At 41.1% G+C, this 13681-nt stretch carries 10 protein-coding genes; 2 read left to right on the forward strand and 8 right to left on the reverse strand.

Going from position 1 to position 13681, the window contains the following annotated elements:
- Positions 1-82: 82 nt before the first annotated feature.
- Positions 83-2830 carry a methyl-accepting chemotaxis protein gene (locus CSC79_RS14340; RefSeq protein ID WP_099296449.1) on the reverse strand — a complete coding sequence of 916 codons (2748 nt, stop codon included), beginning with the start codon at positions 2828-2830 and terminating at the stop codon, positions 83-85.
- 283 nt (positions 2831-3113) lie between these two features.
- Here CSC79_RS14340 and CSC79_RS14345 point away from each other — a divergent pair, with 283 nt between their 5' ends.
- Positions 3114-3311: a CsbD family protein gene (locus tag CSC79_RS14345; RefSeq protein ID WP_099296450.1), complete on the forward strand. Its 198-nt coding sequence runs from the start codon at positions 3114-3116 to the stop codon at positions 3309-3311.
- Positions 3312-3390: 79 nt separating this feature from the next.
- Here the strand turns inward: CSC79_RS14345 and CSC79_RS14350 are convergent, their stop codons facing one another.
- The 7 genes from CSC79_RS14350 to CSC79_RS14380 all read right to left on the reverse strand — a co-directional run bounded on the left by CSC79_RS14350 (position 3391) and on the right by CSC79_RS14380 (position 11818).
- Positions 3391-4086, reverse strand: a complete 696-nt coding sequence (locus CSC79_RS14350) for an aspartate/glutamate racemase family protein (protein ID WP_099296451.1) — start codon at positions 4084-4086, stop codon at positions 3391-3393.
- Between the two features lie 72 nt (positions 4087-4158).
- Positions 4159-4926, reverse strand: a complete 768-nt coding sequence (locus CSC79_RS14355) for a hypothetical protein (protein WP_099296452.1) — start codon at positions 4924-4926, stop codon at positions 4159-4161.
- Between the two features lie 82 nt (positions 4927-5008).
- The gene (locus CSC79_RS14360; protein WP_099296453.1) at positions 5009-5389 is read right to left on the reverse strand and encodes a DUF6559 family protein; all 381 of its coding nucleotides are present in this window, start codon (positions 5387-5389) and stop codon (positions 5009-5011) included.
- A gap of 291 nt (positions 5390-5680) precedes the next feature.
- Complete coding sequence (metH, locus tag CSC79_RS14365; protein ID WP_099296454.1) at positions 5681-8311, reverse strand: methionine synthase; 2631 nt, start codon at positions 8309-8311, stop codon at positions 5681-5683.
- Positions 8312-8320: 9 nt separating this feature from the next.
- Positions 8321-9388, reverse strand: coding sequence for a homocysteine S-methyltransferase family protein (locus tag CSC79_RS20140; protein WP_099296455.1), 1068 nt, complete (start codon positions 9386-9388; stop codon positions 8321-8323).
- Positions 9378-10325, reverse strand: coding sequence for a homoserine O-succinyltransferase (gene metA, locus CSC79_RS14375; protein ID WP_099296456.1), 948 nt, complete (start codon positions 10323-10325; stop codon positions 9378-9380). The genes CSC79_RS20140 and metA overlap by 11 nt, the downstream gene beginning before the upstream one ends.
- 188 nt (positions 10326-10513) lie before the next feature.
- On the reverse strand, positions 10514-11818 hold the full coding sequence (locus tag CSC79_RS14380) for a M24 family metallopeptidase (protein WP_099296457.1): 1305 nt from the start codon (positions 11816-11818) through the stop codon (positions 10514-10516).
- Between the two features lie 173 nt (positions 11819-11991).
- Here CSC79_RS14380 and ettA point away from each other — a divergent pair, with 173 nt between their 5' ends.
- Positions 11992-13665 (forward strand): energy-dependent translational throttle protein EttA, encoded by a 1674-nt coding sequence (gene ettA / locus CSC79_RS14385; RefSeq protein ID WP_087532894.1) that lies wholly within the window; start codon positions 11992-11994, stop codon positions 13663-13665.
- The last annotated feature ends 16 nt before the right edge of the window (positions 13666-13681 follow it).

Consider the following 13681-nt stretch of genomic DNA (forward strand, 5'->3'; position numbering starts at 1 on the left):
TTAGCTAGTGTATCAAACTAAATAAAACCCGTGCTGCAAAAATTATTTGCTCTATCAAATCAGTTTACTGTTTAACCGTAGGCTAAACAGTAAACTGATCCATTAAGCTCTTCAACGCTTCTGCATCTTTTGATAAGCTGTTGCTAGAAGAATTAGTATTTTCAACAAGCTCGCCATTCATCTGAATGATCCTATCCATCTCTTTTACCGCGCTATTAATTTGCGCAATACCTGATGATTGCTCGCTGCTAGCACTGGCAATATCTTGCATAAGTGATGCTAAATTTTTAATGCTTGAAACTATATCACTTAACGTCTTTCCTGACTTTGCAGCTAACTCCATTCCGTGTTGCACTTTTTCTGAACTATCATTTAATAGCCCAGCAATACTTTTTGATGCATTACCACTGCGCTGTGCCAAGTTTCTGACCTCTGCTGCAACAACGGCAAAACCACGGCCTTTTTCACCCGCTCGGGCAGCTTCAACAGCTGCATTCAATGCTAACAAATTTGTTTGAAAAGCAATTTCGTTTATTACTTCTATAATATTTGAAATTTCAGTAGAGCTATTACTTATTTCCTTCATTGCTTTAACTGTATTATTAACTAACTCCCCTCCTTCTTGCGCCTGCTGATCTGTCACTATTGCAAGCTCATTTGCCTTATGCGCATTGGTAGAGTTTACTTTTACGGTTTCTGTCATTTCCCCCATCGATGCTGTTGTTTCTTCAATTGATGCGGCCTGTGACTCTGTGCGTGTATTTAAATCATTCATCCCTGCGCGAATATTATGAGAGGAGCCTGTAATTGTTAGGGTTGTTGACGTAATTTCAGACACCATGTTTGAAAGGTTACTTACACTTGTATTTACAGAACGTTTTAACTCGTTAAATTGGCCTTCGTAATTACCTTGAATTTGTTGACTCAAGTTGCCCTCTGAGAGTGAGTGCATTACAGTAATGCATTCACCCAAGGGAGCTGATATGGCATCAAGTGTGCTGTTTATCCCTTTAACAATCGATAAAAATTCACCATTATGATTTTGTTCATTTGCTCTGGCCTGTATATCCCCTTGGCTTGCAGCACTGGCTAAACGAGCACTGTCTTGCACCATATTCTGAATAGCTAAAATACTGGTTTCTAAACTTGTTTTAATTTGTAAAAAATCACCTTGATACTTATCACTCAAAGCTTGAGGTAACTTTCCGACGGCAATATCGTCTAAATAATGGGATGTGAGCTGTACCGGCTCAATGATCGAATCTAATGTTGAGTTTATGCCTTGGATTATCTTTTTAAAGTCACCTTGATGTTTTTCTTCATCAGCCCGCTTTGACAATAACCCTTGTGAGGCAGCATCCACTAAATAATTAGTGTCATTTATTAATTCTTTAATCGCGTTAGTTGATGTTTCAAGGCTTTGCTTAATTTCTAAAAAATCACCTTGGTAACTTCCATCAATCGATGTTGGTATATTACCTTTTGCTATATGATTTAAGTAATCACGGGTTTGATCTATTGGACTAACTATAGCATCGAGCATTCTATTGATGCCTGAAGATAAAACCAGCATAAATCCACTGTAGCCTTGAGTGCTTAATCTCGACGCTAACTTACCCGCTACAGCGGCTTGGATGATTGTCTCTATTTGTGACTCAGCTTGACGCTGCTGTGTTAAATCTGTCAGTTCATATACCACTCCATTTGACTGTCCAGCGTCATCAAGTACAGGGTTGGCAATTATATTTAATATGACATGTTCAAATTCGGCTTCACAGTTAACTTGTTGTGACTCACCTTTTTGTATAGTTGGCAATTGCTCATGGCCTGCAAATAATTGCTTTATTTCTAGCGACATTAACTCTCGCGTATGACCAATAGCTCCCTGATACTGGGAAAATAATGCCTGACATTGTTGGTTAGCGTAAATAATAACGCCATCTTGGTTTGCAAGCATAACGGGAGACGTTGCATTATCAAGCGCTTGCTTTATCCTGCCGTTTTCTTGTGCTTGTGTTCGTTGATACTCCATTTTTTGGGTCAGGTCATCTTGCATTTTATTTAAGTTGTCTTGCATTGCATCTAAATTTAACAGCAACTTACCTATTTCATCCTTGCTATGTACTCTGATCTCATTTGCAAGATTTCCTTTTGCTATTTGGTCAGCAATTTTAGAGGCTGCTAAAACAGGTTTAATGATCAGCTTTTGCACATAAAAAGTGAGCAACAATATTACAATAAAGGCTAAGACCACCAGCACAACCGTACTTTGTGTTATAAATGTTTCTTTTTTTGCGATCAGGCTGTTAGTTTTGGTGTTAACCAAGTTATCAATACTGCTATTGAGATCTGCCAACAAAGACACCGCAGCTCTATCAATGCCTTTTACTGCTCTATCTCCAGCTTGCGTATTATAGTTAGCGGCTTTAAAAGCTATTAACCCCTCACGGTAAAGCTGCCCTAGTTTTTCATGTTCAACCTTAAACTCTTTTACCTGTTTAAGCATGCTAGGGGGTAAATAAGATGATTTAATAAGCTCGTTGGTAATTTTTACGACTGCTTGTTCTTTTTCTTTAAAACTCGCCAAGTACTTCTCATACTGTTGAGGGTTTTCCCCACGAATAAGAATATTTTTCCACTCTTGTACTTGGGATTTAAACTGATTTAAAACAAGGCTCACTTGCTGGCGAGAATGTAACTCTTGATTTATGAGGCTATCTAAATCTTTTGCAACACCTTGAACAACGTAAAGAGCAAACAATGCACCTACTAAAATAAAGAAAAATGCACTTACAATAGTTAACATTAGCTTTGCTTTAATACTTTTCATCCACCCCAGTCCTTTGTTATTACACTTTTATGACGCTCTATAAAATGTAGTAATAAATTTAGCTTTAACAACTATTTATTTTATAAAAGCTTATTTCGGTAAAGTTATGTGTCTGAAATAATTACAGAGCACCTTGTAAGAACGATGTAATTTTAAATCTAACAAAATGAATTTTTTGAGCGGAACTTGTAAGACTCTGATTTTTATACAACTTAAAATCTGGTGTGGAGCTTGCTTATTTACTAATGAAAGTAAATTCATTAACCAATATAAGGAGCTAATTATGAACAGTGATCGTATCGAAGGTAATTGGAAAGAACTTAAGGGTAAAGCGCAACAAAAGTGGGGCGACCTTACCAACGACGATTTAGACAAAATCGAAGGTAGCCGTACAGAGCTGGTTGGTAAAATCCAACAGAAATACGGTAAATCTAAAGAAGAAGCTGAGCGCGAAGTTAACGACTTTGAAAAAAGCCATTAATTCATAAATGCTTAGCAGCAAAAAACCGCCGTTTGGCGGTTTTTTATTATCCACTAAATAATGGTTATTCAACCTAAAATCATTTAGATAACGCTAATTTCACTGCCTCTTGCGCATGTATTTTAGCAGTATCATATAGAGGCACATTCGTGTGTTGCGGCTTTACCAACAACGCTATTTCTGTACACCCTAAAATGACAGCCTGAGCACCTTGATCAAAAAGACGCTGTATAACGTGTAGGTATTGCGTTCTCGAACCATCGTTTATCTTACCTAAGCAAAGCTCCGAATAAATAACATCATGAATAACTTTTTGCTCTGCTAACTCTGGAGTAATTACTTCAATATTATGTTTATCGACTAAACGCTTTTTATAGAAGTCTTGCTCCATGGTAAATTGCGTCCCCAACAACCCTACTCGCGAAATGTTATCGCGTTTTAGTTGCTCAGCCGTGGCATCGGCAATGTGCAAAATTGGAATGCTAATATTACTGGCAATCTCATCGGCCACTTTGTGCATTGTGTTGGTACAAATTAGCAAAAAATCGGCACCACCAGCCTCTACTGACTTTGCAGCTTGGGTAAGTATATTCGCAGTCTCGGCCAAATTCCCTTGATGCTGTAATTTTTCAATTTCAGCAAAATCAACGCTAACCATACAAATTTTTGCACTGTGCAGCCCACCCAACGAATTTTTAACGCCTTCATTTAAGGCCTTATAATAGCTGGTTGTTGACTCCCAGCTCATGCCTCCGAGCATGCCGATTGTTTTCATCGCTAGTTACCACTTTTAATTACAGTTTGCGCTTAACAGCAAATTAAAAAATAGCTGCTCTTCACTAGATACTTAATTAGCCTTATTAACTGCACTGATCACAGCGTCAGACAATAACAACTTCTCGTCTTTGTATACTTCAAGCCAACCGGGTGGTGAGGTATCACAACCAATTACCGTGACTTGCAATACGTAGCTATAGCGGCCGTTTTTAAATGTGTAGCTATGATTACCGCCACTGCCTTCAAATTCAAGCTCACCTTTTAGTAAGACTATATCTGGCTTATCACTGGTTTTTTTACCTTTACTCCATGACGCATAACGGTAGTTTCCATCACCTAAATTATCAACACGAACACGATATTTAGCCGTTTGCCAATCTAATATTGGCTTTGTAAAAGTACTAACACTTGGGTGCAGCGCTTGTTTATCGGCTGTTATTAAATTCTCTGCTAGCGACTGCTCTTTCGCTGTTTGATGATTTATCCCGATAATTTTACCGTCGGTATCAACCCAAACGATACCACTATTTAGCATAATGCCTCGCCAGCCCACTTTATCCCAATCAGTATCGATATTTGACTTGGCAACCTGTTTAATGAGCGTCTCATCAAACACTTCATCAAAACGCTCTATCAACTCAGCTTCATTTTTAATAGCAGGCAGTGGGTATCGTCTTTTTAGCGGGTAACGTATAAGCGCTGCAATAGCCGCTCTATTATCAGCTTTAAACGCTGTAATAATAGGGGAAATATTTTGATGATATTGCTGCTCAAGCGCAAAACTATTCGCATTGAATAAAAAGGCCAAGCTCAAGATAATATAATGAGGGAGCTTCATGTGTGGTCCTTTAATTAAAGTCATTAAGTTGAATACCAATAAAGAACAAAAAATGTTAGCTGAAAGTTTAAAAGCTAAGTAACTATTCACCGCCACCGCAACCTCCATCGCCACAACTTCCGTCACCTCCAAAAAAACCACCCTCACTCCAAGTTTTTGAGCGTTTAGAGTAATCTAGGAGTGAATCGAAATTAAAATGAAGCCAACCACCAAAGCACTTTTTAGAAACAATAGCGCGTAAGTCATCATAAGTTGATTCAAACTCTAGATCTTCAAATTCAGATTGCAGGCAAAACATAGCAAAGGCATACTCTATATTATGATTCGTCTTTAACGCGCCTGCAAAAACACTTTTTACCTCTTCAATAGAATAATAACTTTTCTTTTCAAAGGCTTTGACTAAAGCAGGTGGTAGAACCCTTGCAATTTTTTTTACTGAGTTTTTCTGGAAAATATCAAGCATCTAATTTAACTCCTTTTACATGCAAAACTTTCATATTTAAGGCGTGAAGATTTACTTTTTATAACTTTTATAATTAAACCCGATCAAATCCATTAGGATAACTAATCTGTGGTAAACACTTTTAAGCAATATCCTTTGTTTCTATTAAACCGAATTTATCACATTGAAACAACTACCTTACCCTACCCCCCTTAATTTAACTCAACAATAAAATAGCCTTACCCATAAAAAACGAGCCTAATTTGGCTCGTTTTTTACTTACAACTTATCACTTAAAGCCTACAGCTTCACTTACTCCGGTTCATACCCCAAGTTAGGTGATAGCCAACGTTCGGCTTCTTCAAGCGTCATATTGGTTCGTTTGGCGTAGTCTTCAACCTGATCTTTTTGTACTGCCGCTACCGCGTAGTATTTAGCCTCTGGATGAGAGAAGTACCAACCTGATACTGCGGCACCTGGCCACATGGCGTATGAGCTGGTGAGCTGCATGCCAATGCGCTTTTCGGTATCGAGTAACTGCCAGATTTTCTTTTTCTCTGTGTGCTCAGGGCACGCTGGGTAACCAGGTGCAGGGCGAATACCTTGGTAGTTTTCACGAATAAGCTCATCGTTTGATAAGTTTTCATCCGGTGCAAAACCCCAATACTCTTTACGTACCTGTTCGTGCAAATATTCTGCAAACGCTTCAGCGAGTCTATCGGCTACCGCTTTGACCATAATTTTATTATAGTCATCTTGTTTAGCATCAAATGCTTCAGCAAGGTCGTCCTCTTCAAGTCCACCAGTAACCGCAAACGCACCAAAGTAGTCAGGTGTGCCTTTTGGCGCGATGTAATCCGCTAAGCAATAATTCGCAAAGTCAGTTTTTTCGGTTTGTTGACGTAAATGGCACGACGTGGTTAATAGTTCAGAACGAGTTTCGTCGGTGTATATTTCAATATCGTCACCCACACGGTTTGCTGGGAATAAACCAATTACACCAAGCGGCTGCAAAGTGCCTGATTGCTCAAGCTCGTCGAGCATCTCGTTGGCGTCTTTAAATAAGCTTTGCGCTTGCTCACCGACGACTTCATCAGTCATTATCCGTGGGTATTTCCCCGCGATTGACCACGTCATAAAGTATGGCGTCCAGTCGATGTATTTGCGTAATGTCGCGATTGATACATCTTTAAACTCAGTCACACCGAGTTTTTTCGGCACCGGTGGCGTGTAGGTATCCCAATCAAGTTGGGCTGCGTTATCACGAGCGCGTTGTATAGTCACCGGTTTTGAGCGCGGCTTTTTGCGCGCTTGTTGCTCGCGTACTTTTACATATTCAGCTTTGGTTTTTTCTAAAAAAGCAGGTTTTAACTCTTTTGATAATAAGTTTGAAACCACACCCACGGCGCGGCTGGCGTTATTTACGTACACTACGCCTTTGTCGTATTGTGGCTCAATTTTAACCGCTGTATGGGCTTTTGATGTGGTTGCGCCACCAATCAATAACGGCAGTTCAAAACCGCGGCGTGTCATTTCTTTAGCAACATGTACCATTTCATCAAGTGACGGCGTAATTAGGCCTGATAGACCAATAATATCGGCTTTTTCATCAATGGCTGTTTGCAGTATTTTCTCAGCCGGTACCATTACACCTAAATCAATTACTTCATAGTTATTACATTGCAGCACCACACCAACAATGTTTTTACCAATATCGTGTACGTCACCTTTAACAGTGGCCATTACGACTTTACCGTTAGTGGCGCCTTCTTCTTTTTCAGCTTCAATGAATGGGTCAAGGTAGGCCACGGCACGCTTCATTACACGGGCTGATTTAACCACTTGGGGTAAAAACATTTTACCTGCGCCAAATAAGTCACCTACCACGTTCATGCCATCCATTAATGGCCCTTCAATGACGTGAATGGGTTTATCAGCACCCGCGCGACATTCTTCGGTATCTTCGTCTATGTATTCTGTAATACCTTTCACAAGCGCATGTTCAAGGCGTTTTTCAACAGGCCACGTACGCCACTCTAAATCTTCAACACGCTCAGCTTGCGCCATACCTGAAAACTTAGGTGCAAGCTCTACTAAGCGCTCACCCGCACCTGAGTCGGTATTTAAGATAACGTCTTCAACGGCTTTACGTAGCTCTTCTGGAATATCGTCATAAACAGCTAATTGCCCTGCGTTTACAATACCCATATCCATGCCTGCTTTTATGGCATGGTACAAAAACACCGAGTGAATTGCTTCACGCACTGGGTTGTTACCACGGAACGAGAACGATACGTTTGATACCCCACCCGACACTTTACAATGGGGTAAGTTTTGCTTGATGCGACGCGTACCTTCAATAAACTCGACCGCGTAGTTATCATGCTCTTCAATACCCGTTGCAACGGCAAAAATATTTGGGTCAAAAATAATGTCTTCTGGCGGAAAGCCTATTTCGTCGACCAAAATTCGGTAGCTGCGCTCGCAAATTTCATACTTGCGATCTGCGGTGTCGGCCTGGCCATCGGTATCAAATGCCATTACCACGGCAGCAGCACCAAAGCGCTTAATAATTTTAGCTTGGCGAATAAATGGCTCTTCGCCTTCTTTTAGTGAGATTGAGTTAACAATCGCCTTGCCTTGAATACACTTTAAGCCCGCTTCGATCACTTCCCACTTAGAGGAATCAACCATAATAGGTACTTTCGAAATATCAGGCTCTGAGGCAATTAAGTTTAAAAACTTTACCATTGCGGCTTTTGAGTCCAACATGGCTTCGTCCATGTTGATATCAATTACTTGCGCGCCATTTTCAACTTGTTCACGGGCAACATTAAGGGCGGTTTCATAATCTTCTTCCATGATCAAACGCTTGAACATGGCTGAGCCGGTTACATTGGTACGCTCACCGACGTTAGTAAATACTGCTATTTGTTGTGTCATGTCGGTTTCCTAATTTAAATTACACGCTTCAAGGCCAGATAAGCGCATGCGCACTTCAAGCTCAGGTAATTGGCGAGGCTTAACCGCTTCAAGACCTTTAGCAAACGCTTTAATATGAGCAGGCGTTGTGCCGCAGCAACCGCCAACAATATTTATAAAGCCTGACTTACCCCAATCAATGATTTCTTCTGCCATTTCAGGTGCTTCTAAGTCGTATTCACCAAACTCATTAGGTAAGCCTGCGTTAGGGTGAACAGAGACAAAAGTTTCGCAAACCCGTGATAATTCTTCCACATATTGGCGCAATAAATCTGGGCCAAGAGCACAATTTAAACCAATTGAAATAGGCTTAATATGGCGGATTGAGTTATAAAACGCTTCGGTGGTTTGCCCTGAAAGTGTACGGCCTGATGCATCAGTTATCGTGCCTGAGATCATTACTGGTAACTTGCGCCCTGCCTGCTCAAACGCTTCTTCTACCGCGAACGACGCCGCTTTAGCGTTTAAGGTATCAAAAATAGTCTCAATTAAAATTAAATCAGCGCCGCCTTCCATTAACGCAAGGGTCGATTCAACATACGCGGTGACTAATTTATCAAACGTCACGTTGCGATAACCCGGGTCATTTACATCAGGCGAAATTGAACAAGTTTTAGACGTTGGCCCTAGCACTCCTGCCACATAACGTGGTTTTTCAGGGTTTTTAGCGGTGAACTCATCACAAATGCTGCGTGCTAACTTGGCAGACTCTAAGTTTACTTCACGGCTAATGCTTGCCATGTCGTAATCTTCCATAGAGATAGTGGTCGAGTTAAAGGTGTTAGTTTCGACAATATCGGCACCGGCATTTAAAAAGCCACGGTGAATATCAGCAATTATTTTAGGCTGAGTCAGGCTTAACAAGTCATTATTGCCTTTGATTAATACATGCCAGTCTTTAAAACGTTCACCACGGTAATCTTGCTCTTCTAATTTATGCTCTTGGATCATGGTGCCCATAGCGCCGTCGAGGATTAAAATTCGCTGTTTTAGCGCCTCGGTTAGTTCTGCATGTTTATTCACTGTATTACTCGGCATAGTTGTTAGTCCTTACTGCTTGGCTAACGAGATTAATATCATAGGGTGTGGTTTGATACACATAATAATTTAACCAATTCGAAAAAAGCAAAAAGGCATGGCTTTGCCACGTTTTCGACGGCTCGTTATCTGGATTGTTATCTGGAAAGTAGTTCTCAGGAATTACCGCGTCAGGCCCTTTTGCAAGGTCGCGTTGGTATTCACCTTTTAATGTGTCGGCATCGTATTCTGGGTGGCCGGTTATGTATACTTGGCTGCCTGACTTATTCTTAAGTAAGTAAGCACCGACTCGCTCCGAACCCGCCAGCACAACTAAATCATCACAAGCATTTATCTTTTCAATATCAATATGGCCAAAACGAGAATGTGGCACTACAAAAGTATCATCAAAACCACGAGTAAGCGCGGCGTGTTCAAAGTAACAATGGTGAGTAAATACACCGCTGAGTTTATTCGGTTTTAACTCGCGTTTTAACCCGTAGTGATGAAATAACCCTGCATGCGCCGCCCAACACGAAAACAAAGTTGATGTAACATGTTGCTCAGCCCAATCGAGAATCACTTTAAGTTCATCCCAATAGGCAACGTCGTCGTATTCTAAATGTGCCAGCGGTGCGCCGGTTACCAACATAGCATCGTAGTTGTTGTCCTTTACTTCAGAAAAGTAGCGGTAAAAGGTGTCTAAATGTTGCTCAGAGTTACTACTACTTCGGTGAGTGTCTAAACGTAAAAGCTCAACATTCACTTGCAAAGGGGAATTTGCCAGTAAGCGAATAAACTGAACTTCAGTTTCTACTTTATTCGGCATTAAGTTTAAGATAGCCAGTCGCATCGGGCGAATTTCTTGCGTTTTCGCACGGGTTTTTGGCATTACAAAGACGTTTTCTTGACGTAGCTTTGCAATGGCAGGCAATTCATCCTTTACTGTAATAGGCATTCATTCACTCCACGCATCATTTTAACCAATGGCTAATTATGAACGGTTAGCAGTAAATTTCAACCTCTAGATGTATAGATGTCTAAATGAATTTTATTTAAGTCGGTTTTACCCTGAGTAATAGGTCACGTTAAACTACTATTAAGGTATACCGTGACCTTCATGAACAAAGTTACACTTCTAGCGGCTTATTGGCTTTTACCCACTAAAATTAAGTTTTGCTGGGGCGGTATTAAGTAGTCAGCACCGTTTGCAGTGATGACTGCCATTTCCTCAACGGAGATGGTTTTAAAAGTATCGCTACTTAAACGCCAGCTGAAAAAACCATCAAAGGCAAACACCATTCCCTCTTTAAGCTTACGCTGAGATGCAGGCCTTACTTGTGCACTTCGAGATCCCCCCAAGTTAGGGCCCGTGTCATGTGCAACATATCCTACAGGATGACCTGTACTCCAAGGCACTGGTTCTGAATTGTATTTATTCATTAATACGGTTTGCGCATCATCGACCTCAATTCCCTTTACACCTGGTTTCATTGCGTTAAAAGCAGCAAAACCACTGTCTCGTGCGTTCACCCAGTATTGTTGAATATTGGCGGGCGCAGCCGTTTCGCTTTCCCTAAGTACGTATGCAAAACGTTGGATATCGCTTACCCATTTATTGTGAAGCTTTATACCAAAATCAATTTGTATGACATCACCAGGCATAATCACTTTATCGGTAGAATGAGAGTGGCCTCGGTCAGGGCCTGAATTTACATTCGGGTTTTGGTCTGCAGCCCAAGCATCCGTGACCCCATGAGCTTTCATTTTCATTTTTAAAAATTTAGCCACTTCTGCATCGGTCGTTTTACCAGGAACAATAATGCTATATGCTTCTAGTTGCCACTTTGCTGAAAGCATCGCAGCTTCTTTCATTATTTCAACTTCAGCCGGTAACTTGATTGATAACCATTGATAAACCACCTCTTCAGATGATATTAACTTCTCAGCCTGCTCAGCACTTAATAAACTAGTTAGTTGCTTATATTGCGAGTGCGATAGCCCATCGGCCTGTGCATTAAGATCGGATACATTTATTGCAATTCGACGAAATAATTGCGTGTTTATAAACTCAGCGGCGTATTTTAATGCGGACACACTGCGAGGTACCGATATAACCTTTTCGTGTATATCAAGCTCATCAAGTGCCTTTGCTTCGCTTGAAGGAGAGTAAGCAACAGAATGAAACTCTCCTTTATCAAAATAGAATAAATAAGCTGCTGGTGAACCCGCGTTTTCACAACCTATATGATCCGCCAGTGGATCATTATTATTCTCTCTACATACGATAAGCCAAGCATCTACATCAGCCGCTTTTAAGGCATTTGGAAGCAGTTGATTTATACGTTGTTTTCTTATTTCAGGCCAAGGTGAATCAACTGCCTGCGCATTAGGGGTTATTACGCTCAATATAAATAAAGCGACCGTTACGATTAGTGTGTGTATTGTCATATTTTTTCTTATTTTGTTGTGGTTTAAATACGTTAGCACACGCAGATAAAACTATACATTTAACAAGATAAAACGATAAACATATATTCAACGCCCCATTCGTTGACTGTTTCACCCCTCAACAACTACAATACAACATTGAAATTTTTATTATTATTTGAAGGCTTTCCTCCATGGTTTTACCTGATAAGTTTATTTTCTCGATGAGTCGAGTATCTAAGGTTGTGCCACCAAAGCGCACTATCTTAAAAGATATATCATTGCATTTTTTCCCTGGCGCAAAAATTGGTGTACTTGGCTTAAACGGCTCAGGTAAATCAAGCTTGCTGCGCATTATGGCTGGCGTTGATCAAGAGTTTGAAGGTGAAGCACACCCTCAGCCAGGTATTAAAATTGGTTACTTACCGCAAGAGCCGGTACTCGATGAAAGCAAAACCGTGCGCGAAACCGTTGAAGAAGCGGTCAGTGAAGTTAAAAACGCATTAAGTCGTCTTGATGAAGTGTATAACGAATACGCGATGGAAGACGCTGACTTCGACGCGCTAGCCAAAGAGCAAGGCCAACTAGAAGCCATTATTCAAGCCCATGACGGCCACAATATTGACAACGTATTAGAGCGCGCCGCTGATGCGCTACGTTTGCCGCCTTGGGATGCTAAAGTTGAAGTGTTATCAGGTGGTGAGCGTCGTCGTATCGCGATTTGTCGTTTATTACTTGAAAAGCCAGATATGCTTATTCTCGATGAGCCAACTAACCACTTAGATGCTGAATCAGTTGCCTGGCTTGAGCGCTTCTTACATGATTACGAAGGCACCGTTGTGGCTGTAACCCATGACCGTTACTTCCTAGATAACGTAGCAGGTTGGATTTTAGAGCTAGACCGTGGTGAAGGTATTCCGTGGGAAGGTAACTACTCTTCTTGGCTTGAACAAAAAGATGCGCGCCTGCAGCAAGAGCAAAAATCTGAAAAAGCCCGCCAAAAATCAATTGCTCAAGAGCTTGAGTGGGTACGTTCAAACCCGAAAGGTCGTCAAGCTAAGTCTAAAGCGCGTATGGCGCAGTTTAGCGAGTTACAACACTCTGACTACCAAAAGCGTAACGAAACCAACGAGCTATTCATTCCACCTGGCCCGCGTTTAGGCGACCAAGTAATTGAAGTTAAAAACTTGAAGAAGAGCTTTGGCGATCGCGTATTAATCGATGACTTAAACTTCACCATGCCAAAAGGTGCCATTGTTGGCATTATCGGTGCCAATGGTGCGGGTAAATCAACCCTGTTTAAAATGCTAAGCGGTGAAGAAAAGCCAGATAGCGGCGATATCACCATTGGTGAAACAGTTGAGCTTGCAACCGTTGATCAGTTCCGTGGCAACATGGACGACAGCAATACGGTTTTCCAAGAAATCGCTGATGGCCAAGATGTGCTTAAAATTGGCAACTTTGAATTCCCAAGCCGTGCTTACGTAGGCCGCTTTAACTTTAAAGGTAATGACCAACAAAAGTTTGTTAAGGACCTATCAGGTGGTGAGCGTAACCGTTTACACCTAGCCAAGCTATTAAAAGCAGGCGGCAATGTCATCTTACTGGATGAGCCAACCAATGACTTGGACGTTGAAACATTACGTGCGCTTGAAAATGCAATTTTAGAGTTCCCGGGTAATGTTATGTGTATCTCGCATGACCGTTGGTTCTTAGACCGTATTGCAACGCATATTCTTGATTACCGTGATGAAGGTCAAATTAACTTCTTTGATGGTAACTACACAGAGTATGAAGAGTGGCTTAAAAAGACACTGGGTGCAGCAGCAGCGCAACCTAAACGTATTAAGTATAAAAAGATTGGCTAGGCTCTAGGTTCTAGGT

Origin of the sequence: Pseudoalteromonas sp. 3D05 (assembly GCF_002723455.1) — a bacterium.
Lineage (GTDB): Bacteria > Pseudomonadota > Gammaproteobacteria > Enterobacterales > Alteromonadaceae > Pseudoalteromonas.

Coding starts and splice junctions, on each gene's coding strand:
- CSC79_RS14340 (WP_099296449.1), bottom strand. CDS start 2,830: ATGAAAAGTATTAAAGCAAAGCTAATGTTAACTATTGTAAGTGCATTT.
- CSC79_RS14345 (WP_099296450.1), top strand. CDS start 3,114: ATGAACAGTGATCGTATCGAAGGTAATTGGAAAGAACTTAAGGGTAAA.
- CSC79_RS14350 (WP_099296451.1), bottom strand. CDS start 4,086: ATGAAAACAATCGGCATGCTCGGAGGCATGAGCTGGGAGTCAACAACC.
- CSC79_RS14355 (WP_099296452.1), bottom strand. CDS start 4,926: ATGAAGCTCCCTCATTATATTATCTTGAGCTTGGCCTTTTTATTCAAT.
- CSC79_RS14360 (WP_099296453.1), bottom strand. CDS start 5,389: ATGCTTGATATTTTCCAGAAAAACTCAGTAAAAAAAATTGCAAGGGTT.
- metH (WP_099296454.1), bottom strand. CDS start 8,311: ATGACACAACAAATAGCAGTATTTACTAACGTCGGTGAGCGTACCAAT.
- CSC79_RS20140 (WP_099296455.1), bottom strand. CDS start 9,388: ATGCCGAGTAATACAGTGAATAAACATGCAGAACTAACCGAGGCGCTA.
- metA (WP_099296456.1), bottom strand. CDS start 10,325: ATGCCTATTACAGTAAAGGATGAATTGCCTGCCATTGCAAAGCTACGT.
- CSC79_RS14380 (WP_099296457.1), bottom strand. CDS start 11,818: ATGACAATACACACACTAATCGTAACGGTCGCTTTATTTATATTGAGC.
- ettA (WP_087532894.1), top strand. CDS start 11,992: ATGGTTTTACCTGATAAGTTTATTTTCTCGATGAGTCGAGTATCTAAG.